Origin of the sequence: uncultured Tateyamaria sp., assembly GCF_947504105.1 — a bacterium.
In the GTDB taxonomy this organism is placed as follows: Bacteria; Pseudomonadota; Alphaproteobacteria; order Rhodobacterales; family Rhodobacteraceae; genus Tateyamaria.
Map to the genome: position 1 here is coordinate 164,895 of NZ_CANNGP010000003.1, position 21,470 is coordinate 186,364.

General features: G+C 57.6%; 20 protein-coding genes and 1 pseudogene. 6 read left to right on the forward strand and 15 right to left on the reverse strand.

Annotated elements, in window-relative coordinates; translation table 11 throughout:
* Positions 1-19: 19 nt before the first annotated feature.
* Genes Q1A75_RS03535 through argH form a run of 3 tightly spaced genes read right to left on the reverse strand, consistent with a single transcriptional unit; the run spans position 20 to position 1,905 of the window.
* Entirely contained in the window at positions 20-337 is a 318-nt protein-coding gene (locus Q1A75_RS03535; RefSeq protein ID WP_299546610.1) for a DUF2834 domain-containing protein, read from the reverse strand.
* A gap of 3 nt (positions 338-340) precedes the next feature.
* Positions 341-517 carry a hypothetical protein gene (locus Q1A75_RS03540; RefSeq protein ID WP_299546612.1) on the reverse strand — a complete coding sequence of 59 codons (177 nt, stop codon included), beginning with the start codon at positions 515-517 and terminating at the stop codon, positions 341-343.
* Positions 514-1,905 (reverse strand): argininosuccinate lyase, encoded by a 1,392-nt coding sequence (gene argH, locus Q1A75_RS03545; protein ID WP_299546614.1) that lies wholly within the window; start codon positions 1,903-1,905, stop codon positions 514-516. Before argH ends, Q1A75_RS03540 begins: the two co-directional genes overlap by 4 nt.
* 25 nt (positions 1,906-1,930) lie before the next feature.
* Between argH and Q1A75_RS03550 the strand changes: the two genes are divergently transcribed.
* From Q1A75_RS03550 to Q1A75_RS03560, 3 genes are all read left to right on the forward strand, one after another.
* Positions 1,931-2,497, forward strand: a complete 567-nt coding sequence (locus tag Q1A75_RS03550; RefSeq protein WP_299546615.1) for a TlpA disulfide reductase family protein — start codon at positions 1,931-1,933, stop codon at positions 2,495-2,497.
* Positions 2,498-2,665: 168 nt separating this feature from the next.
* Positions 2,666-3,055: a hypothetical protein gene (locus Q1A75_RS03555; protein WP_299546617.1), complete on the forward strand. Its 390-nt coding sequence runs from the start codon at positions 2,666-2,668 to the stop codon at positions 3,053-3,055.
* Positions 3,052-3,981 carry a sterol desaturase family protein gene (locus Q1A75_RS03560; RefSeq protein WP_299546663.1) on the forward strand — a complete coding sequence of 310 codons (930 nt, stop codon included), beginning with the start codon at positions 3,052-3,054 and terminating at the stop codon, positions 3,979-3,981. Before Q1A75_RS03555 ends, Q1A75_RS03560 begins: the two co-directional genes overlap by 4 nt.
* A gap of 88 nt (positions 3,982-4,069) precedes the next feature.
* Here the strand turns inward: Q1A75_RS03560 and Q1A75_RS03565 are convergent, their stop codons facing one another.
* The 11 genes from Q1A75_RS03565 to Q1A75_RS03615 all read right to left on the reverse strand — a co-directional run bounded on the left by Q1A75_RS03565 (position 4,070) and on the right by Q1A75_RS03615 (position 17,637).
* Positions 4,070-5,134, reverse strand: a complete 1,065-nt coding sequence (locus Q1A75_RS03565; RefSeq protein WP_299546619.1) for a Hint domain-containing protein — start codon at positions 5,132-5,134, stop codon at positions 4,070-4,072.
* Between the two features lie 153 nt (positions 5,135-5,287).
* Positions 5,288-6,205, reverse strand: a complete 918-nt coding sequence (locus tag Q1A75_RS03570; RefSeq protein ID WP_299546621.1) for a lipid A-modifier LpxR family protein — start codon at positions 6,203-6,205, stop codon at positions 5,288-5,290.
* 233 nt (positions 6,206-6,438) lie between these two features.
* Entirely contained in the window at positions 6,439-7,617 is a 1,179-nt protein-coding gene (locus tag Q1A75_RS03575) for a glycerate kinase (protein ID WP_299546623.1), read from the reverse strand.
* A gap of 60 nt (positions 7,618-7,677) precedes the next feature.
* Positions 7,678-9,435: an SLC13 family permease gene (locus Q1A75_RS03580; RefSeq protein ID WP_299546625.1), complete on the reverse strand. Its 1,758-nt coding sequence runs from the start codon at positions 9,433-9,435 to the stop codon at positions 7,678-7,680.
* Positions 9,436-9,648: 213 nt separating this feature from the next.
* Positions 9,649-11,730 (reverse strand): S8 family serine peptidase, encoded by a 2,082-nt coding sequence (locus Q1A75_RS03585; RefSeq protein ID WP_299546626.1) that lies wholly within the window; start codon positions 11,728-11,730, stop codon positions 9,649-9,651.
* A 13-nt stretch (positions 11,731-11,743) separates the two neighbouring features.
* Positions 11,744-12,925 (reverse strand): phosphatase PAP2 family protein, encoded by a 1,182-nt coding sequence (locus Q1A75_RS03590; RefSeq protein WP_299591824.1) that lies wholly within the window; start codon positions 12,923-12,925, stop codon positions 11,744-11,746.
* Positions 12,926-12,952: 27 nt separating this feature from the next.
* The gene (locus tag Q1A75_RS03595) at positions 12,953-14,584 is read right to left on the reverse strand and encodes a winged helix-turn-helix domain-containing protein (protein ID WP_299591822.1); all 1,632 of its coding nucleotides are present in this window, start codon (positions 14,582-14,584) and stop codon (positions 12,953-12,955) included.
* 228 nt (positions 14,585-14,812) lie between these two features.
* On the reverse strand, positions 14,813-15,448 hold the full coding sequence (locus tag Q1A75_RS03600) for a hypothetical protein (protein ID WP_299546632.1): 636 nt from the start codon (positions 15,446-15,448) through the stop codon (positions 14,813-14,815).
* 302 nt (positions 15,449-15,750) lie between these two features.
* The gene (locus tag Q1A75_RS03605; protein ID WP_366142170.1) at positions 15,751-16,119 is read right to left on the reverse strand and encodes a bifunctional hydroxymethylpyrimidine kinase/phosphomethylpyrimidine kinase; all 369 of its coding nucleotides are present in this window, start codon (positions 16,117-16,119) and stop codon (positions 15,751-15,753) included.
* Positions 16,017-16,442 carry a bifunctional hydroxymethylpyrimidine kinase/phosphomethylpyrimidine kinase gene (locus Q1A75_RS03610; RefSeq protein ID WP_299591820.1) on the reverse strand — a complete coding sequence of 142 codons (426 nt, stop codon included), beginning with the start codon at positions 16,440-16,442 and terminating at the stop codon, positions 16,017-16,019. The genes Q1A75_RS03605 and Q1A75_RS03610 overlap by 103 nt, the downstream gene beginning before the upstream one ends.
* A 193-nt stretch (positions 16,443-16,635) precedes the next feature.
* Positions 16,636-17,637 carry an ABC transporter substrate-binding protein gene (locus Q1A75_RS03615; protein ID WP_299546636.1) on the reverse strand — a complete coding sequence of 334 codons (1,002 nt, stop codon included), beginning with the start codon at positions 17,635-17,637 and terminating at the stop codon, positions 16,636-16,638.
* Positions 17,638-17,826: 189 nt separating this feature from the next.
* On the opposite strand from Q1A75_RS03615, the gene Q1A75_RS03620 reads away from it, so the two are divergent.
* From Q1A75_RS03620 to Q1A75_RS03630, 3 genes and pseudogenes are all read left to right on the forward strand, one after another.
* Complete coding sequence (locus Q1A75_RS03620) at positions 17,827-19,140, forward strand: FAD-binding oxidoreductase (RefSeq protein WP_299546638.1); 1,314 nt, start codon at positions 17,827-17,829, stop codon at positions 19,138-19,140.
* Between the two features lie 23 nt (positions 19,141-19,163).
* On the forward strand, positions 19,164-19,514 hold the full coding sequence (locus Q1A75_RS03625; RefSeq protein WP_299546640.1) for a cupin domain-containing protein: 351 nt from the start codon (positions 19,164-19,166) through the stop codon (positions 19,512-19,514).
* A 110-nt stretch (positions 19,515-19,624) separates the two neighbouring features.
* A pseudogene (locus Q1A75_RS03630) lies at positions 19,625-20,064 on the forward strand (transposase); the annotation flags it as partial.
* Between the two features lie 511 nt (positions 20,065-20,575).
* Here the strand turns inward: Q1A75_RS03630 and Q1A75_RS03635 are convergent.
* Positions 20,576-21,421, reverse strand: coding sequence for a LysR family transcriptional regulator (locus tag Q1A75_RS03635; protein WP_299546642.1), 846 nt, complete (start codon positions 21,419-21,421; stop codon positions 20,576-20,578).
* Positions 21,422-21,470 lie beyond the last annotated feature (49 nt).

The window sequence follows — 21,470 nt, forward strand, 5'->3', positions numbered from 1 at the left end:
CACGGCGCGCCGGGATCAATCAGGTGACCGGGCGGGATCGCAAAAAGAGGTACAGGGGCAGCCCGCAACTCACGCCGATGCAGAATGTTGCAGGAATGGCAATGAGGGCGATCCAGTTCCGGCGCACCGCCACTTCCGAGACGATCCAGATGGTCAGGGCAAGGGCCGCAATGGTCAGATCCCAAACCAAACCGCTGGTCGCGGCGTTTAAATGCCACGCATCGACCATCGCCATCAGGTCCCAGCTGTTCGTCTGAAACCAATTGATGAAATAGTACATCGGATGCACGGCCCCCCAAATGGCAAGGCCAAGATAGATCATGCGAATGGGCGCCATGGATCAGAAGATACTCACACCAACGGACAACGGTCCGCGGCTGACGCCCACGGTACCGCCTGCATTCACACCGCCCGATCCGACACCGATGTTCACGCCTGCATGTGGCTGCACGGGCTCGCCATCCGCTCCGCAAGCCGCAACGGCCAGTAACGACAGGATACAAAGAATGCGGATCATGCGATCACCTCTCTCCACCGGGCGACCTGCGCGCGCACCTGAACGGGCGCAGTGCCTCCGTAACTTGTACGCGATGCGACGGAATTTTCCACGGTCAAAACGGTGAAAACATCTTCTGTGATGCTTTCATGCGCCGCTTTCATCTGATCAAGTGTCAGATGGGGCAGGTCGCAACCCTCGGCCTCGGCAAGTGCAACAAGGCTGCCAGTGATGTGGTGGGCATCCCGGAAGGGCATCCCCAGAACCCGCACCAACCAATCGGCCAGATCGGTCGCGGTCGAGAAACCGGAGCCCGCAGCGGCAGCCAGACTGTCGCGATTGGCAGTCATGTCCCGCACCATCCCATCCATTGCCGCCAGGGCCAGCATCCAGTTGTCCGCGGCATCAAAGACCTGCTCCTTATCTTCTTGCATGTCCTTGGAATAGGTCAGCGGGAGGCCCTTCATCACCATCATCAGGCCTGTGTTCGCACCAAATATCCGACCCACCTTGGCGCGGATCAACTCCGCCGCGTCTGGATTCTTTTTTTGCGGCATGATGGACGAGCCGGTCGAAAACCGATCCGACAGCGTGACAAAACGGAACTGGGCCGACGACCAGATGACAAGCTCTTCGGCAAAGCGCGATAGATGCATGGCACAGATGCTGGCCACGCTAAGGAATTCCAACGCAAAGTCCCTGTCGCTGACGGCATCCAGAGAATTGGCGGCGGGCCGATCAAAACCCAAAGCCTCTGCCGTCATCTGCCGGTCAATAGGGAAAGACGTGCCAGCCAGCGCCGCCGCTCCCAAGGGGCTTTCATTCATGCGGGTGCGCGCATCGCGGACGCGCGAAAGATCCCGGCCAAACATCTCGACATAAGCCATCATGTGGTGGCCCCAGGTCACGGGTTGAGCTGTCTGAAGGTGGGTGAAGCCGGGCATGGCCCAATCGGCCCCTGCCTCTGCCTGATCCAACAAAGCCGCGATCAAGGACAACAACGCGCCCTCAGCCGCGTCGAACTGGTCCCGAACCCACAATTTAAAGTCGGTCGCCACCTGGTCATTCCTACTGCGCCCTGTGTGCAAGCGCCCTGCAGGTTCACCGATCAGGTCCTTCAACCGTGCTTCCACGTTCATGTGGATATCTTCCAATGCCGTCGAAAACTGGAACGTACCTGCGTCAATTTCTGACAACACCGTGAGCAGCCCTTCCCGGATCGCCTTCACATCCTTATCACTCAAGATGCCGGTGGCGCCCAACATGGCGGCATGGGCGCGCGAACCCGCGATGTCTTGGGACGCCATGCGCTGGTCAAATCCGATCGAGGCATTGATTGCCTCCATGATCGCATCTGGCCCTGCCGCAAAACGGCCACCCCACATTGCATTCGCGGATTTGTCGGTCATCTGGTCGCCCACCTAAGGAAGAGACATGAAAAAAACTGTTGTCGCAGCCCTCTACATGGCCCTGAGCCTCGGTGCAATTCCCGCGCTTGCCGACACGGACGCCGCTGCCGCATTGCGCGACGGCGACATGAAAAAACTTATCTTCCATGGCACCCCCGAAGCGGTTTCGAAACAGTCTTACGATCTGGCCGACGGCGCCGGTCAGGGCTCGCTCGCGGACTACGAGGGCAAGCATATCCTTGTGAACTTCTGGGCCACTTGGTGCGCGCCCTGTCGGCACGAGATGCCAATGCTATCGGAATTACAGACCAAATTCGGCGGCGACAACTTCGAAGTCGTGACCATTGCCACGGGCCGCAACAATCCAGCTGCCATTCAGAAGTTCCTGGAAGAGATCAATGCAACCAACTTGCCCCGCCACCAGGATCCAAAGCAGAAGCTGGCCGCTCAAATGGGTGTCTTTGGCCTGCCCATCACCGTGTTGATTGATCCCGAAGGGCGCGAAATCGCCCGCCTACGCGGCGATGCCGATTGGTCGTCGGACAGCGCCAAGGCCATCATAGCAACATTGATTGGGGCGGAAAGCGGCTGACCGTCGCTGTTTCCCGGAGAGAAACGCGTTCGGAAAATCGGTTTCACCACTTGAAAACAAAGCTCCATGGGCGACCACGTCTTTGTCCACGGACCTAACCTGACGCAACGCCAAGCTTGACGATCGCCATCGCTCGCCGCTCAGATATGCGACAGGGAGGATCAGGTCGTGCCATTGCACATCCTGTTGATATTGGTGGTTGGCGGCATCGCGAGCATTGCGCTGGCGCTTCATTTGCTTGGACTGTCACAAGCACCGACTTTCGCTTTGGAAACAGCCCGCACCGCATGGCTACGCGCGCGCCCGGATGATGTGATCGAAACCATAAAGATCACCGCAGATGGACGTGCCGCCAGAATCATTACCGATCGCGGCCATGGTATCCTGTGGCAGATGGGGGCAGATACCTGCGCCCGCCTACTGACCGGAACCGAGACGCTGAATTTTGGCGCCAAGACGGCGATACTGTACCTAAACGACTACGCCGCTCCGAAGGTACTGCTGCACCTGACACCTGACGAACAGATCGAATGGCAAGATTGGATCACCCAAAGATGATGAGCAACCTGACCTATCCTGACGTTGTACAACTCGCAGTCCCCTTCTTCATTGCCGCCATCGCAATCGAATTGATGTGGATCGCGATCAAGGGCCGCGGCGGGCGCTACGAAACCCGCGACGCTGTCACGTCTCTGATCATGGGTGCAGGTAATGTCGCTTCTGGCATTCTGCTTGGCTTCATTGCATGGGGCTTCTTCATCTGGCTTTGGGCTATCACACCGCTCGATCTTGGCACCGGCGTTTGGGTTGTGCTGGTCTGCTTTGTGCAGGATGACCTGCGGTACTATTGGGTGCACCGGTTCGGACACCGAGTCCGCTGGGTCTGGGCCAGCCATGTGAACCATCATTCCAGTCAGCACTACAACCTGACCACCGCGCTTCGACAAACGTGGACGGGAACCTTCACTTTCATGATGATCGTCCGCGCGCCTCTGATCCTGCTTGGCTTTCACCCGGCCATGGTTTTGTTCGTAGGGGGACTGAACCTGATCTACCAATTCTGGATCCACACGGAAGCCATCAGAAAACTGCCCCGCTGGGTCGAGGCGGTAATGAACACACCAAGCCATCACCGCGTCCACCACGGGCGCAATGCGCGGTATCTGGATGCAAACTATGCTGGTGTTTTCATCATTTGGGACAAGATGTTCGGCACCTTCGTGCCGGAACTTGAAAGTGAAAAACCAGATTACGGGCTGGTGCAGAACATCGGTACATTCAACCCGATCCGGGTCGCATTTCACGAATGGGTTGGCCTCTGGAAGGACGTCACAGAACCAGGCCTGACACTAAAGGATCGCCTGCTCTACGCCATTGCCCCGCCGGGATGGAGCCACGATGGCTCCCGCGACACCTCACAACAGATCAAGGCCAAACACCTCGCCCGCAGCCCGGACGACAAGGGCACGCCGGGCTTCACCTGATCTTTCATTTGGCGAGAAACACGGTGGCGGAGCCCGTGGGATGGGTGCAGCGCCCGCATTGCAAAGTCGTCACGCAGCGTCTGCTAGGTCACGCCGCGTGGTTCAGGATCGCAGCCTCACTCGCACTCAGGTTCCGGCGTGCATAGCTGCCATATGTGTGCGGGTCGAATTCGAGGTTCGGCATGCTTGCCACCAACCTTGCGCGGTCGTCTGTGCTCAACATCGGAAGCGCTGTGTTGGCCGGGTGGAAGCTTTCGGTTTCCACCCCGTTTGCGCGCAGTACCTCGTGTTTCGGCAGCAACAGGTGAACATAAGTTACCTCGCGGGCCTTGAGGTCGACGGTTATGGTAGATCCGTTGACCAGATCCTTGGCCGCCACCAACACTTCGGGCGTGTTGAACAGGTCTTGGGCAATGTCGCCCTTTATCAGCATCCGGTGTTCCGGCGACACCAGCAGTTCCTGATCGGGCCGCTCCACGCCAAGTGCGCCCGTCGCAATCCGGACCGGACGCAACCGAGGCATCGCAAAGAGACGCGCACCTGTCATTCGTCTGCTGCCCACCCAAAGGATCTCTTGCGCACCGCTGTCCTGCGTCTGAACCTTGTCGCCCTCGCGCAAATCTTCGATCAGACGTGGACCATCCGGTGTCTCAATCCATGTGCCGTGGGTAAAGCAGATTACGCCGCCGGACCCATCCGGAGTCGGGTCTCCGTAAGCGGTATTGATGGTGTGATGCACAACCCACAAATCCGTCTTCCTTGGTGGAATGTCATCGAGGAACATCAATAGCGGCGGCGTGCCCCGCCCCACCTCGATCACCGTCACCGTGTAGCTTTTGGCCCCGTCGGTCACCACAAAACTGCTGTCTGTCATCAGCGGCCCGGACTCCGCCGGTTCAGGTGTCAGTGGGGTGTTGTCGATGGCCGCCCCGACAAGTCGATGCACCATCCGTGCCGCCCTGCGGCGTATCACGTCTTCTCCGTTCGCCCTGTCCAGGCGCAATACGTCCTGCGGACCGTCCACACGCACGGCGTCCCCACGCCAAGCCCATGCTGCACCCACTGCCAGTGATGGCAATGGTGCGGCCTCGAGACCGTCCACTTCTGTTTGCGACCAGGATATGACAAACGTGCCACGAAAGCCCGTTTCCATTGCCTGTATGCCTGCCTTACTTTTTTTATTGCAGGCACGTTAGCAAAGCGATCCTCATCTGTGAAGACCGGGTTTGCATAAGATTCCAGAGTGTTGCATGCGAAAGGTAACGTGGCGCGATCTGTTGACCTTCGCACCTTGTCTCAACGCATGCTAGAACGGCACACGCCAACGGATCGCGCCAACAATCTGACCTTCGTCCTGACCTTCAAATTCTTCGCCAAGATAGGTCACGCCATAGAAGCCCGAGATCCCCGTTTCACTGCGCCACATCACGCCGGCGCGCAACCTTTCGCGCGTGTCCTCAGGGTTGATGCCGCTGGCAGCCGGCAGCAACTCGCTATCTGTCACCCGTGCGATATCGGCGCCAAGCACGAAGCTGAACCCGGTCCAGTCCGACTGGACCACGTCATAGCGCTGCCCGCTGACGCCATCACGTACCAGAAGCTCGCCCCGACCGAGGGCCCCGTATGTGAAATCCACACCGGCTCTGACCAATGTCTCGACACCCGCGCGGGCCTCTACAAATGGTCGAAGCGAGGTCGCCTGCCCTATGGCAAAACTGCGCCCGGCCTCAAACACAACGTTGGGCAGAATATCGTTGCCGACCTGCGCGTCGCGCACCGCATCCGATGGCGGCGAAATGTTAAACGTATCATGGAACGCGTCCTGAAACTCATCCAGCCGGGTCTGCGGTCCGAGAAACACGATATCCCCGCCCACGGAGTATTCCATAGGACCGCGTGTGAAATGTGTGTGCAAGCCGACCGACAAGGCGCCCGCATAGGGTCGATCGCTTGGGTCGAGAGTGCGGATATCATCTGGGGCAAGGATTTCTGCAGACAACCTAAGTTCCAGAAGCTGACCAAAACCTGCCGGGGCCGCACCGCCCCATTCGGGGCCCCAAACACGCGATGATTGGAACCCACCGGTGCGCCAGCGGTCCTCTCCATCGCCAAAGAAATCGTTGGTTATCAGGCGTCCATAGCCCAAACGTTGCCTATCTTGCGCATCTGCAAGACCAGAGAAGCAGAGCGTCGCACAAAGTGCGGCGGTCAGTATTTTGAACATTAAGATGCCTCGACAAGCGCGCCCCCCCGGGTGTGATCACTGTTAGCGCAGCTGGTTCTGATTTGCCTAGTGCCAATCCGCCACAGTCATGGAAACTCGGCCTGGGACCGCGCCTTATTTCTGCCCGATTTGATCCGCCCCAGCGCTGGCAACTTACGTGCTGAAAACACGCGTAGCTCTCGCCGGAGGGAGCAGTGGAGTTGGCGAACCCCCACCAGCCGCCAACTCGGCAGTCATGCATATGCCAGGTGCTGCTTCTGCGACATGCGCAAGCCCACGCACATCATCCGCATCGCATCCTCTGCCGCACAACGCAGCAGGCGTTCGCCATCGCGGATAGCTTCTTCGAACGTGCACGGCCGTTTCAGGATAGATGCAAACGCCGAGATCCCATGGGAAAATGTCTGATCCACTCCCTTGCCGATGGTTCCGGCGAGGGCAACGGTCTGAATGCCACGCCCGGCCGCGCGGCGCGCCACTTCGCAGGGGACCTTCCCATATGGGCTTTGTCCGTCGAGGCTGCCTTCTGCGGTTATGACAAGATCGGCCTGATCCAACAGGCCGTCAAATTCGAGATACTGCATCATGATGTCAAAACGCGGGTGCAACGTCGCGCCCGCGAACGCCATAAGGCCCGCGCCCAGACCACCGGAGGCACCTGCGCCCTGCGCATTTCCAACATCCAGACCGGTTTCCGCCCGGATGACGGTGGCCCAGCGCTGCAAGGCGGAATCGAGATACTCAACCTGTGTGGGTGTCGCACCCTTTTGAGGACCAAAGACGCGCGCCACCCCCTTTGGGCCGAGCAACATGTTGTGCCAGTTGACCGCGACATCGATACGGACCGATTTCAGTCGCGGATCAAGGCCCGACATGTCGATCCGGTGAAGCCACATCAGCTCGGCACCACCAACCCCGATCTCGGCACCTTGTTCGTCAAGAAGCCGCGCACCAAGTGCCTGGGCAAGGCCAGCGCCGCCATCGTTGATCCCGCTATCACCACAGCCGACCAGGATCTTTTCAACGCCAGCATCAAGTGCATGCAGGATCAACTCACCGACACCGTAAGATGTCGTTAACATCGGGTTGCGGCGGTCATGCGGCACCAGTGAAAGACCTGCGGCGGCGGCCATCTCAATCACCGCGGTGCGCGGTCCGGGGCCACCCAGGACACCATAGAAACTGTCCACCGGTTTGCCGACAGGCCCGGTGACGCAAGCTGGGATAATCGCACCGCCTGTGGCGCGCGCAAGTGCTTTGGTTGTACCTTCGCCGCCATCCACCATGGGTGCCTGCAGAATGCGAGTGTCTGGCATAGCGCGCAGGATACCTTTGGAAATGGATTTGGTTACTGCATTGACAGAGAGGGACTCTTTGAAGCCGGACGGTGCAACAAGAACGGTCATGGTCATGAGTTTGGTTCCTTTTTCTGATTGATAGGAGGGAGGGTTGGGAGCGCCCGGCCGATGCGCTCATCGGAACAGACGGGAGAGATCACGTTTGATCTGCTGACGTGCCATCCAAAAATCGCTCGCGGCGCGGTTCAGATCTCTGCGGGCATGCGCAATGACAGGCGACTGCTGTTGCATGCGCGAAGACGCGTGGCGCGGGACACGCGTTGGGTTCGGAGCAGTCGCTGCCGATACAGGGTGCTCGGGCCGCAGCGAAGGCCGCTCACTTATGGCAGGGGGTGCTGTCACGATCGGCGTTGACCTCTGCGCCAAAACGTTGGGCTGAACAGGCGATCCGGATGGATAAGGCGCTGTAATGGATGGTGGTGTCGGTCGCTCGGGGTTGAGTTTGGCCAGTTGATCTGGCCAAACCCACAGCGCAAAGCCAACAAGCAGCGTTACTTTGATTGGCGCAAGCGGAAGAGCCAGCTTGAACAGGTCCTTTTGGCTGAACCCGGCGGACTCATGCATCCCGAAAATCGCGACCGGTTTGGCACTTGCCATCATCGTTTGACAAAAGCCGGTCCCCATAACAGCAATCAGGATGGTGAGCGTGGCATCATGCCCAAGGCCGGCGACCGGCAGGGCCAGTGCGGGCACAAGGATCGCGGCACGGGCCGAGCGCGATGTGATTGCCAGATGAGACACCACAGCGACCATCGATAGGAAGATCACGACAGCCCCGGTACTTGTCGCCAGTTCCGAAGGCAGAAGGGCCATGGCCCCTGCTGCCAACCAGCGGTCTGCACCTGTGTCGACCACAGCTACGGAAAGCATTAGTGTCGCGGCCATATACAGGATCAGTTCCATATCGACCGAACGAAAGACTTCCTTGGGTTTACGTGCGCAAAATGGTGGTAAAAGAAGCAGTATGGCCCCACCCAGCGCGACAATGGGCTCTTCCAGCCCGTGCATGGGCTTGGCGATCCAGAGTGCGACCAGCCCACCCAGCACGACTAGAATGCGACGTTGAACTGGCGAGAGTGGCACGCTTTTTGCCGAAGGCACGATACGCGCCTGTTGCAAGTCCCCAGGAACGAAGAGCGCAAAGATCAAGACTGTAGCCAGTGTGACAGACGCGGTGGCCAGAGGCGCACCAATGCGCAGCCAGTCGAGGTAGCCGATTTGCGGCCCACCCGTTGCGTCAATCGCCTCGACCGCGACTACATGCGCGCCAGCCCCGATGAGCGACCCGCCAGCCGACAACAAAATGGCTGTCGGGAACAGCAAAGCCAAGGGCTTGATGAGTCGACGATCGGGCAAGGCGCCCAGCAGGCCAAGAAAGACTGGTAATAGAAGCGCCGCCCGGCCAGACGTGCTAGGTAACAAAAAGGCCGTGGCGGAGATGGCCAAAGCGGTCACAAGAAAAAATGGCAAGACGCGCGGGGCACTCTGAGTCAGCGGTGCGACGAGGCGTTCAACCAGGCCCGCCTCCTTTACCACGGCGGCGATCAGGAAGGCCGCAAGCAAAAGCCAGACGATCTGTGCGCCAAGCGTGTCGGTCAGCGCCTCAGGCGGCTGCGCGCCCATGACGACAAGAGCAAGGGCGGCAAAAAGAGCAACAAGACTGTCCGGAAGATGCGTCCCGACCCAACCGATCAGGGCACAGGTAATGACGATGAGTACAATCCGAGCGTCCGACCCAAGGCTGGTCGCCCCGAACCATATCACCCCGCTCAGCATCGTAGCCGCAACCATGGGAAGAAGAGCTGCTTTCAGCCCATCAGGCAAACCGGCGTTTGGTTTGCCAAGCGTCGCCTCGTCCGCAGTCACCCTCATTGCTTGCCCCTATCGTCGGTCGCCGCTTTCGCGTCTTGATGACCAAAGGAGTAACGACGGAGGCATCGCCCGTACTTTCAGAGCGATGAACGACAGATGTCTAGTTTTATGAACGTTTTGTGACAGCCCTGCCCGTGGCAGAGATTTACATGCCTTTAAGGGCCCCGCAAACGTGGCCTTGCATGGTGCAGACCGCGTGTTCTAAGCACGTCATTAGTCATATTTGTTGCCGGAGCCCTTGAGCCGGAATGCGCCAGATCCCAAGCGAGTGAGGTCCTCGGCAACGGCAAGCGGCACTTCCAGTATACGATCTGAATAGCTGGTCGGTGATTTCGCCCATTCTCTTGCAACCAACCCCGGTATGGCAATGGCATCGGTGGCGGCGCGCGCCATTTGTGGTGCGGCTGTACTGGTACCACCCTGGCGTACCATCGTGCCGCTGCGAGAACCGGCGTTGATCACACCGCGCCGCACGAGGCTGTCATCGCCCTTTGCTGATAAGTCCGGACCGCAGCGATCCGCCGCAAACTCGGACGCAGGTTCATTCAACGGCCCGGCGGCCGAGTAGTCAGAAAGCTTGGACTGTTTTTCGGTAAAGGCTGCGACCACGACCGGCGCCTGACCACAGGCATAGCCACTCAGTGTCATCGCACGCCGAATGGGACTTTGTGTCCCAGGCGGATCGACTGGCAGGGGCGCGCCGAACTTGTTAAAACGCTGATAATCATCGTTATTAAAATACGCCTGTCGGCCGCCCGAGGTGAACCCGGGGAGCGTTTCGTCGCGCCGAACCCATGCATGGATCTGATCCACGGCATCCGGTTTGCGCCTGATCTTGATGGTCCAGTTGCCACATGGGACCGTTGCCTCGTCCGGGTCAAGGCTGGCACTGGGGTTCAGTGCAAGGAGAACAAATCCACGCTCGATTGGCGCTGGCGAATATTCATAGCTGAGCCGCCCAATCTCCTGTCCCGCAACGTTGCGGATGCTGCGACCAGATGGTGCATCCGTGACAAGCGAAACGTCCTGACCAAAGGGATCCGTGACCTGTATCTTGGCCTGTTCTGCCTGCTCTGGTGATGCGGGATGCGGCATCCAGATCTGTACCAGTGTGGCCGTTCGATCATCTGGCTGCACGGCGAGCGACAGCGTGGTTTCGCTGTCTCCAGGTTCCGCCACACCATGCATGCGGGACAGGTTCAGATTGCCGGCTGGTATTGTCAGCCATATCTTTTGCTGCTCGGCTACTATGCCTTGATCTAGGTCAAAATAGCGGTCAAATAGACCCGCAAACAGCCCAGTACCATCATGCGGCCCACCAGCGTTGCCATAAGACAGATTAAACATCGCCGGGGCCAGAGCACCAGATTTGGTCTGGAACCGGCCAGCCTGCTTCACCAGTATGTGAAACGACAGGTAGAGCGCAGGCAATAGATCGACGCCGGTTGTGTCTTCCACCAATCGTGATGGCAATGCCGCGCAGATGATCGGTCGATCGGTCTTCTGTTTGTGCATCGGGAAACCCGCAGCGACACCCATCACATGGGTGCCATGGGAGGACCTCAATGCCACAGTGGAAAACACCTGATTATAGTAGTTCACTTGGCCGGTCAGTGTATAAAAACGATCTTCGTCAAGCAGATGATCTTCGGTGCATTCTGCCAATAGCGCATCAATTTCAGCGCGTTCCAAAGCGCGCCCAACGCTGGTGCTGACCCCATGAGGGTTGATGTTGGCATCCAAAATCGCCGCGTATTGAACCCGGGACCGGACAGGTCCTGTCCGGAACAGATCATTGGCAATGCCAAGCCCATCGTCAATCACAGCCATGACGACCGCGTCATCGCTGACAATGATCGGACTGTTGTCCGGCCAATCGGCTTCAAAATTCAGGGCATCCCGACGAACAACCGCACCCAAGTGCAGATCCACAATGCCAAAGCGATTGGGCTCATGTGTACTGCCGGTGTTTTGATTGAGAACGTGGACAAACCCCTGACGCGCAAAGATGACAACGGCCTGTCTTCCCCTTTGCGCAAGCCGGTCTTTCCGATCGTATTCCACCGGAACAAGGAAGCTCTTTTCCCTGGCGGCCTCGTTGTGGTTTTCGTCCAGAAAACGATCAGCCCTGGATATGAATTCCTGAATACTTCCTTCAATGTCCAACAGCACTGACCACCATGTGTCCGTCTGGTTTGGCTGACCGGCATTGGGCGCTCTTGTCAGCCGGAAGTCTGCCTCCTGACTTACGACATTTTTCCTGTAACCTTCTCTTTCATCTATCTCTTTGTACATCCGACCGCCCCTATCAGCGTTGCGACGGCACGACATCGCGCCATTCGGCGACGGCGGATGTCCATAGCCAGTTCAAAATGGCGGAAGGTTCATCTTTTTTGCTGTCATTATGGTATGCTGAAGTGCCCCATTGAACCCCATCTGTTTTGAATTTGCGCCGCATCTTGTCGCCCTCGGGCACGTAAAGCGAATGCCAGTTGAAATCGAGTTTTCCTTCAAACCCGCCACCGTCAAAGACGCAGGATGTCCAACCACCGCCGTCTGCGACGTCCTGAATGTGATCGGCAAGTGCCAGGCCCAACATGCCGCCTGCTGCGCTATCGACGGGGAAGTGAACACCGGCCACGGTCCGGTTCACAGCGATGCGCGAGGCCTGGCGCATCAACATGTCCCCCCAATAGGCGTGGTCATTATATTGTGGTGCATTGCTGGCCAACATGAGCTTCCAGATCAACCGTGCGATCAGGAAGGCCTCGGTTGCATGACCGCTGGGCAGCGACGCGTGTGTAGGTGTGGGAATGACAGGCTGCACCTGCGGCGAGAATTCGATCGGGCGCTTGATGGCAAGCGAGAACTTCAGCCTCTGGATCGTCGAGAAGGCGAAGCCGGCAGCGAGGTCAATCAGCTCCAGCGTGCGCGGCGTGCGTGCCGGATCAATATACCCGATGCTTTGATAGAAGGGTATCGGCAGCGCCAGTTGAGCAACAATTTCGGCAACGCGATCGCCGCGGATTTGCGCATATCCCGCAACATAATTGAGCTGCTCTACAAGCTGATCCATGCCCGGCGCGGTCATTTCAACCATCTGCTGATACTTGGCACGGCCGTTTGGTTCGTTCATGCTATCGCGTCGCCAAACCGTTGCCATTGGCACGTCACCCTGTTCTTGAGCTGTTACGTCCACGGTCGGCGCAAGTACGGACATGTAGATTGCCGATTGCTGGCTTGGCGTTAGACGCTTTAGCGCGTTCGGATCATTGGCTGGCGCCGCATCGGGCGCGACGATGTGGTCGATTTTGTTGCTAACGATGCCGTCCCGGTTTGTAATGAGCGCAACCGCATCCACCGACGGCGTCCCGCCATAGGCATTATAAGCGTTATATGCATTATAGGCGTTATATGCATTATAGGCGTTATATGCATTGTAAGCGTTGTAGGCATTATATGCGTTGTAAGCGTTTTCGCGATCGGTCATCCTGTAACTCCTTGTCAGCTATATATTTTACTCCGGGACACCAACAGTCCGGAGCATGTCGGCAAATCTGCGCCCGTTCTTAAATTGTGCACTCGGCGTGGACCGAAGCCAGGCGCCGACGCGGAAGTCGGGGTAGCGCTCCCTCAATGTTTTTGCAGCGTTATATGCAGCCTCTTCCTGTCCCGCACCCAAGAGTGCGACTGGTAGCATCCGCAAGCTGGATGCATGTTCCCGGTTCAGGCGCAGGGACTCGCGCGTCAAAACCAGCGCACGGTCATAGTCTTCTGTTGCCAGACATGCACCTGCATTAAGGGCAAGATACATGAAGCGGTGCGGATCCAGTGGTGTTAGGTGCATTGCACGTTCGGTATCCCGCTTGCCAAGGTCGCCACGATCACTAAATGCCAACAGCATACCGCGCAGACTACGCCCGTTTGCATCATTTGGATTGCTCTCAAGCGCCAGATCATAGCGCTGCTCGGCGGTGTCCAAGTCCTTGACCAGATGCATGAGCACCTGACCTTCGCAAACAAGCGCGAGCGTGTGAAACGGATCCAGATCAAGCGCACGGGCTGTCAGGTCAAGGGCCGCTTCCGCGTCCTTTTCCGGATCATGGGCCCAGCCTTGTGCAGAATTCAGGACATGCCAACGGGCGAGCCAAGCTAAAGGCGCAGGATGACGGGGGGCTTGCTGACGCAAATGCTCAAGGAAGTCTTTTGCCTTGTGGAAGTCCGTTGGCGAAAATCGATGCATCAGGCCAACTGCACCATGCAGAATACTAAAAAGCTTGAGGCTTGGTATCGGTTTCGAACTGATGCGGCGCACCTCGTTCAACGTGATTGCGCGGCGAATATTGGCCACGACCACTTCCAAGCCTTCCGTCTCGGGCTGGGTCGGGTCAAAAGGAAACTGCATTCTTTCTGACCAAAGGACAAAACCGGTATCAACCTCGGAAAACTCGATCGAAACAGCCACCCGTGTCCCTAATCGGACCAGATAACCAGACAAAACGAAATCCACGTTCATTGTCTGTCTGGCGGTCTGCAGTTCGGGGGCCAATCCCCCCATCGTTCCCGTGGACAGTCGGGAGATAACATTAACATCCTTTGTCATGCTGAGGAGCTTGGCAATCTCGTCGGCGAGGAAAACACCGTAGATATCGACAGTGTCAGGCTGATCACTCTTGAATGGCAGAACGGCCAAGGTTGGCAAAACATCACGTGGATCAAGATCTGCCATGAGGAGGGGCGCAGCCGCATCTACCGTCGTTAGAGGTTTGATGCCCTCTGTGGCCTGCGGTGGCGCGTCTACGTCCGATGAGACTTTTGCGTTTGCCGCCGTCATTGTTACCATGATTGATTTCGGCGCAGCTGTCGGGCTTCCCTTCAGGAGGTAACCGCGCTTGGGAACCGTCACCAGAACACTGCGCGTTGTGTCACCAATCGCCTTGCGGATATCCCGGATACACTGGGTCAAGCTGTCATCCGTTACAGCCACGTCAGACCAGATATGGGTGATCAGGTCATCTCGTGAGACCAATGTCCCCACTTGCTGCACCATGTAGTGCAACACCTCAGCAGATTGCGCACGCAAAAGGATTTCTTGTTCATCTGCATCAAAAAGACGTCGTGAGGTGGTGACATAAATGGCACCGCCCAACTGGACATCGTCCTCCTTATGCGTGTCTATCTGCAACCCAAATTCACCCCGAGACCGAACAAGATTAACGACCTCTCGTCGCCCACCACTGATCTTGCGATCAAAGCGAGGGAAAGAACCAGTTGCGAAGTTGCGTGTCGTACGCCCCTGCCCGGAAAAAATCTCTCTATGCGAGTGTTCGGAAAAAAGGTGGGCGCTGTCTAGCAGTTTGTGCGCCAACATCATTTTTTATTCTGCCGGCTTCAAGAACAGCGCGGTTTCGTCCAGCTTGGCGCAATACAACCCGTCTAGCAAAACGGATTGCAATGTCCGTTTTGACTTGGCCACGATGGTAATGTCGCGTGCCCCTTGCGTGAAATACGCGGGCACCGTTTGGTCCTCAATCAAGACACCGATACAAACCGGCGAAGTGGCAGTGACCATCACAAGCCACCCGCGCTCGCCCAACTGGGCTTGCGAGTGACCGTAAATTGGGTTGGGCGACTTTAGAATGGCGTGAATGTCATCGAGCGGTTCAAGTTTGACCGGAACGCCATCCACATCCTCCAGAAGCGGGGCCGCCACCCCCCCGCGAGACCAGTTAATACTGGCTCCAAACGTGGGGGCGGGACCTATCGACGTGCAATACATCCAATGGGAACTCGTCTTGCTTCCGTCAATCAAAGACCCAGCCCAACTGTAAGTGGCGCCAATATGCATTTCCGAAAGTTCCTTGTAGCGCTGCAGGCGAAGACGCAGGTACTGATTATTCATAATTTGGTCATAAAAAAATACGCCTTCGCCCACTGCTACAGGGGCGACATCAGCGGTAATACCTGCATAGTAGGGGAAGACTTGAACTTCGCTTACTACGTGGCTTTCCATTCGCTGTGTTTGCCCTTTGCAACTAGCATGGGGTGCCTCACGAACACGTCCATGCTTGGGCTAACTGTGCCCGAAGTGGGCTTGCAGTTCCTGAAATCTTTCCGAAATTTATCCGAAAAGAATTCTGCATGACTTTGACTCGGCCATTTTGTTGGGCTGCTACACACGCGGGGGTGATCAGGTTTTTGGGTTTGAACCGACAACTGCGTCCCCAGCCGTCTCAGAACCGTGGGCACCCAGGTGGTACGCGCGTCTGACTGCTGCCGTCCAAGATCAGGTGAACGCCCGGGATCCTATGTGCATCACGCCAGCGGGTTGTGAAGCAACCCAGCAAAAGCGTTGTTCCACCTGGGCCCCGAAGCGCGGTGCCGCAGACCATTGTGGCGGTCGTCGAAGCTGAGTTCATGTCTGGGGTTCCTCGAACCCCGCATAGAGGGTAGCAAATGATGGTTCGGGCCATGCCCCGAACCAACGGAGAGATCATCCGCATGAACAATTGTATGGGTGACACAGGCTTTGTCGGCGGCCACAGCGGCGTTCAGCTCTTGCCCCCTGGTAAGATGCGTAGCTAGTGCCGAAGAGAGCGTGCATCCGGTCCCGTGTGTATTGAATTGAGGGTCGGCGTCCTGGCGTCTTCGAACCAAGCGGTTCCGTGCGCCGTGACCAGGCAATTAGAGCTATAGGGACCGTCCAGATGGCCGCCCTTCATTAAGACCGCTATTGGTTCATGTTCGATCAAGGCGCTACCTTGTGCTTCCATCTCGGCCTGCATGGAAGCGGTCGTGGTCCCCAAAAGGTGTGTTGCCTCTGGCAGGTTGGGGGTCAGAAGCGTTGCCCCGGGCAAGAGTTGATCCCTGACTATTGCCACCGCGTCGGGTTGCAATAGTTTTGCTCCACCCTTGGCGATCATCGCCGGGTCCAGTATGATCGGGGCCGTGCACACCTGAAGTGCCGATGCGACGGCCTCCGCAATACCCTCGCTCTGGGTACCCACGCAGGAGCGGTTTCGACGGTGGGCGCATCAGGTGTAAGCTAGTCTTTCACTACTTGAAACGCATCTCTTTCAACAAAAAAGAACCGGACCCAAGTAGGGCCCGGTCAAGGCGATCAGCCACGGAAGTAGCCAATAGTTCATTGGGGGAGTGCACACCCCGGCAGAACCGGGATGCGCAGGCCGATTGTCGGTCTTACATCTCGCTTGCAGCTTGCAGCGGGCCGGTGTTGACGGCGTTTTCGTAGCTGCCAAGCGCGCTGTCGATGGACCCTGCCTCGACGAATACGTCCGCCACACCTTTCATGAAGGTCGCCGCGTTGCCCCCAAGCCACGTCTGAGACAACTGATCCTCAACACTCGGGAATTTCATGGTCGCGATAGCCGCCTTGGCGGCGTCCATATCCATGCCCGCCTGCTCTGCGATCACAGCGAGGTTTTCATCGGTAGGATTGGCATACCATGTCGTGTTCGCGTCCGCCGTCACTTTCAAGAATTTGGCCACGACATCGCCATTCTCAGCAATGAAGGACGCGGGCGCCGATGTGACGTCGAACACCAGAATACCAAGTGCTTCCTTTTCGTCGCCAGTCAGCAGCACGTTGCCGTGCTCTTTCATCCGGCCAAGACCACCACCGTAACCGCAGGCAAAATCGACAGCACCCTGGCTGAGGGCCGCCGCGCCCTGATCAGGGGCCATGTCCAGCACCTGCAGACTGTCGAGCGGAATACCGAAGTGATCCATCTGACGCAGGAATCCGTAGTGGGCGGCGGTGCCCAGCGGTACGGCAACCTTTTTACCTGCCAGTTCGCTTGCATTCTCTTTGTCGATCTCAAGACTGGTGCTGACAACGCAGTTGTCATTGTCAGAGTAGCTGACGGCAACATCAACGACCTGCAGGTCCTGGCCGCCGGATGCAGCGACAACGAAAGGCGGCACACCCTGCGATACGGCAATCTGCACATCGCCCGACGCCATGGCTGCGCTCATCGCGGTGCCGGTGTCAAAGGACACCCAATTCACTTTCATACCAAGCGCTTCTTCGTAAGCACCCGAGGCTTTGGCCGCCATCATCGGCATGGGCCATTCCAGGAAATAGGCCACTGTTAACTCTTCATGGCCATCCGCCATCACGGCGGATCCCGAGGCTGCCATCACGGCGGCTGCCAGCACGCTGGCTGTCGTTGTCTTTTTCATTTTCTTACTCCCGTTGGTGTGTCGCTTCACGTGACCATTTGTTTTGTATTTAGAAACCACGCTTTCACAACACGAGAATAAAAAGCTTGCGCACAATACGTCAAACGTTTTCTGTAAACGGTGACCACTTACACATCCGCCTTTGGATGTGATGGTCATCAAACCTTTGGATCGGGACGTCACACAGCAATGGCATCAAACAGAGTGAATGGCCGCCCTAGTGACAAGATCCACTGGCATCGAACGGCCATACCCGCACCGACGTGCAGCACGCTAACATCGCACGTAACGGCGGATTTCATAGTGGTAGGCGGTGGCCTCACAGGCACCCGCACTGCGCTTGGTCTGGCGGAAGTCGGCGCGCGCGTCGTTTTGCTGGAAAGCAAACAGATCGGATATGGTGCCTCCGGGCGCAGTGGCGGGCAGTGCAACCCGATCTGGCGGGCCACCCCGGACGAATTGGCCCAACGCATGGGCGCCCCGTTGGCCGAACGGTTGATCGACGCCACGCTCGGCTCTGCCAATGCGCTTTTTTCAGACATCGAAGGCTACGATATCGCCTGCGACCACGAACAAAACGGCTGGATACAGGCCGCACATTGCCGCAGCGCGCAGCGCAGTCTTGAGCGGTTGGGCAATGCCTGGAACGCAGTGGGCGCAAACATTGGCTTTCAGGACAAGGCGTCCACCGCATGTACAAGCGGATCCACAGATTACAACTTTTCGCTGTTCCATTCACATGGCGGACACGTACACCCCCTGTCCCTGACCCGCGGCTTTGCCCGCACGGCGATGAAATTCGGCGCACGACTCTACGAAAACAGTCCGGTGCAGGCGATGCGCAAGGGTGATGGGGTGTGGACTGTTACCACGACGACCGGAAAGGTGAGCGCCCCACAGGTCATCTTGAGCACCAACGCCTATTCCGACAGTCTGTGGCCCAAGCTGCGGCAGACGTTCTTCCCTCTGGTCAGCATATCGTTGGCAACCGAGCCCCTGTCGTCAGAGTTGCAACAGACCGTCCTGCCTGGCGGCGTTACCATCGCGGACACACGTCGCGCCATCTACTATTCTCGCTATGACCGCGACAAACGGCTTATCTTTGGATGTGTGGGCAGCACAGACAACGCGGCCGATTTCGGTGGTATTGCCCGGTTGAAAGAAGGTCTCGGCATAGTCTTTCCGCAGCTTGAGAACAGCAAGATCGAGGCAACATGGGCTGGGAGAATTGCCGTGACGCCGGAAATGATGCCCCACCTGCACGAGCCCGCCCCCGGCGTTCTCGCCGGGCTTGGCTTTAGCGGGCGAGGCATCGCTATGACGTCAGTCATGGCACGGACACTGGTCAAAAAAGCACTAGGTGCTCAGGACAATACGTTGCCATTTGAAGTCATCCCCGTGCGGCCTCTGCCAATGCATTGGGCCTCGCGTAAACTCATCCCACTTGCAGCTCCTGCTATGACCATTCGCGACAAGATCGACACGATGTTCAACCGCGGTTGACACACCCCCAAAAGGATCTCCTCATGTCAGTCACATTGTTCCAAGACACTCCGACCCCACGTGTCAAAAAAGATATCGGCAACGCCATTGTCTCAGGCGAACCGGTCCAGCACGTCGAGCTGAAATATGCAGGCCACGGGGACACTATCAAATCCGGCATCTGGGACTGCACTGCTGGCGCATTCACCGCCGACTACGATGGTATCGTGGAGTTCTGCCGAGTGCTTGAAGGCGGAGCCACGATTACAACGCATACGGGTGATACGTTCCAGGTCACAGCTGGCGACGCCTTCGTGATCGAGGCCGGGTTGCGCACTACGTGGAAAGTCGAGAGCTACATCAAAAAACACTTCGTCATCTGCTCTATCCCCTAATCCTGCACTTTACCGGACATCGTCCGCATTACAGTCTTAGGGTCAGGTCACATTGAGCCTCCCCCACTTGAGTGGTCGGTCCCTATGTTTAGGACAGCGGAGGCCCATAGATGGCAACGAAGAGACCAAAGCCCGAAGAGATTGTCGTGAAGTTAGGGCAGGTTGGGGTGCTGATGGGGCAAAGCATACCTCGGATTGATGCAATCAGGCAGATCGGTGTTACTGAGCAAACGTACTATCGCTGGAAGAAGAAGTACGGCGGAATGGGCACGGAACAGCTTAAGGAACTGAAGCGGGTCCAGAAGGAGAACGAGCGCCTGCGCAGAGCGGCATCAGACCTGACGCTGGACAAGTTGGTCCTGTCCGAGGCCGCAAAGGGAAACTTCTAAGCCCCTCGCGCCGTCGTGCTTGCATCGATCTCGTGCGCAGCCAGATGAAGGTTTCCGAGCGCCGTGTGTGTCGTGTCCTGGGCCAGCATCGATCCACACAAAGACGCGCGCCAGTCGGTCGGGCTGCCGAAGACCGCCTGATCGCGGATATGATCGAGCTGACCCGCCAGTGACCTCCACTCAGGCGGCAGACTTGCTGTTTGCCCTGCATCATGATGAACAAATCCGTATCTCGCGAGCGGGATGAACAAATGATCAGAGATTGGCCTTACAAATTAAGGATGCGCGACAGGTCAGCCCGCCAATTCCCTACAGGCTGCTCTAGACGCCCTGTCCGGAGGTGACACGGCGAGTTCCCTAAAACACAAGCGTATTCCCGAAACGCATGACTGGTTTGATGAAACCGCACTTCTCATGCGTGCGGAGTCGAACGTTTCGGCCAAACCGGTAGTGTCGGTGATCTCAACAAGCATCATAGGCTAGACGCAGCTCCGATCTTGGAAAAGGTGCAATGGCTCACGAAAGGCCGTCACATTCATGTTCATGCAGCAATGTGAAAGTGGACCGTACGGACGACTCCTTACTCTTTCGCAAGCCACTATCGCAAATTGCAGTGACGTTAGTTCGAATTCATGCCCCAATTGCAATGCCCAACCACTTCCTTGGATCAGATCACTGTGAAAGCTGGCCCATGAACCATGCCCGGAAGTGCGTGGCTGCAGCTCGGTTGCCCGGAGTTGTAAGGAAATAGCCTTCTGCCGCTGGGATGGTTGCGTCATTCGCCTGTTCAACGAGGCCCGTTCGAATGGCGTGCTGAGCCAGAACTTCGCTCACAAGCGCCACGCCATTACCATGCGCTGCGAGTTGCATGGCCATTCCGTAAGTGTCAGCATAAAGGGTGGGTTGCAGATTGGCGTGCCCAAGTTTTTCGCACCAGTCACGCCAGCCGCTCGAGGTGCCAACAGCCTCGATCAGCGGCAGATCATCCAACGATCCAACCAGCGTCGGTGATTTGACAGCGACAAGCCGGTTGGGCTGCAGCAGTTCCGCATCCGCACCCGCCTGTTTTTGTGATCCAAAACGGATTTCCACGTCTGCTTGGGCGGATTTGAAATCGTCTGACCAGATCGCGCTGAGGATTCGTAGGCGGGTGCCCGGGAACGTCGCTGTGAATCCTGACAGATTGGGGGCGATGACCCATTGCGCCACGCTGACAGAGGTAGCGACAGTCAAAAGATCTAACGCTGGCCCTGCATCGAACTTGCCGGCCGCGGCGGCCAGGGCGTCAAGCGGCGCACCGATCTCTGGCAAGAGCCGCCGTCCGTGATCGGTTAGCGCCAGCCCGCGTGGTTGCCGTACGAAGAGCGGCACGCGCAGCCGCATTTCGAGCGACTTCACCTGCTGGCTGATGGCCGATTGGGTCAGGCCGATCTCCTCCGCAGCTGCAGTGAAACTCAAGTGTCGAGCAGCCGCCTCGAAGGACCGGAACCAAGTCAGGGGCGGAAGGGATTTTGTCACTTGTCAAGTCTTCCATTAGTATTGCTAATGCCTATGGGGCAAGTTCTTT

Excerpts from the sequence above, each read along its gene's own strand:
- Q1A75_RS03535 (WP_299546610.1), bottom strand. The coding sequence starts at position 337 with ATGGCGCCCATTCGCATGATCTATCTTGGCCTTGCCATTTGGGGGGCC.
- Q1A75_RS03540 (WP_299546612.1), bottom strand. The coding sequence starts at position 517 with ATGATCCGCATTCTTTGTATCCTGTCGTTACTGGCCGTTGCGGCTTGC.
- argH (WP_299546614.1), bottom strand. The coding sequence starts at position 1,905 with ATGACCGACAAATCCGCGAATGCAATGTGGGGTGGCCGTTTTGCGGCA.
- Q1A75_RS03550 (WP_299546615.1), top strand. The coding sequence starts at position 1,931 with ATGAAAAAAACTGTTGTCGCAGCCCTCTACATGGCCCTGAGCCTCGGT.
- Q1A75_RS03560 (WP_299546663.1), top strand. The coding sequence starts at position 3,052 with ATGATGAGCAACCTGACCTATCCTGACGTTGTACAACTCGCAGTCCCC.
- Q1A75_RS03565 (WP_299546619.1), bottom strand. The coding sequence starts at position 5,134 with ATGGAAACGGGCTTTCGTGGCACGTTTGTCATATCCTGGTCGCAAACA.
- Q1A75_RS03570 (WP_299546621.1), bottom strand. The coding sequence starts at position 6,205 with ATGTTCAAAATACTGACCGCCGCACTTTGTGCGACGCTCTGCTTCTCT.
- Q1A75_RS03575 (WP_299546623.1), bottom strand. The coding sequence starts at position 7,617 with ATGACCATGACCGTTCTTGTTGCACCGTCCGGCTTCAAAGAGTCCCTC.
- Q1A75_RS03580 (WP_299546625.1), bottom strand. The coding sequence starts at position 9,435 with ATGAGGGTGACTGCGGACGAGGCGACGCTTGGCAAACCAAACGCCGGT.
- Q1A75_RS03585 (WP_299546626.1), bottom strand. The coding sequence starts at position 11,730 with ATGTACAAAGAGATAGATGAAAGAGAAGGTTACAGGAAAAATGTCGTA.
- Q1A75_RS03590 (WP_299591824.1), bottom strand. The coding sequence starts at position 12,925 with ATGACCGATCGCGAAAACGCTTACAACGCATATAATGCCTACAACGCT.
- Q1A75_RS03600 (WP_299546632.1), bottom strand. The coding sequence starts at position 15,448 with ATGGAAAGCCACGTAGTAAGCGAAGTTCAAGTCTTCCCCTACTATGCA.
- Q1A75_RS03615 (WP_299546636.1), bottom strand. The coding sequence starts at position 17,637 with ATGAAAAAGACAACGACAGCCAGCGTGCTGGCAGCCGCCGTGATGGCA.
- Q1A75_RS03620 (WP_299546638.1), top strand. The coding sequence starts at position 17,827 with ATGGCATCAAACAGAGTGAATGGCCGCCCTAGTGACAAGATCCACTGG.
- Q1A75_RS03625 (WP_299546640.1), top strand. The coding sequence starts at position 19,164 with ATGTCAGTCACATTGTTCCAAGACACTCCGACCCCACGTGTCAAAAAA.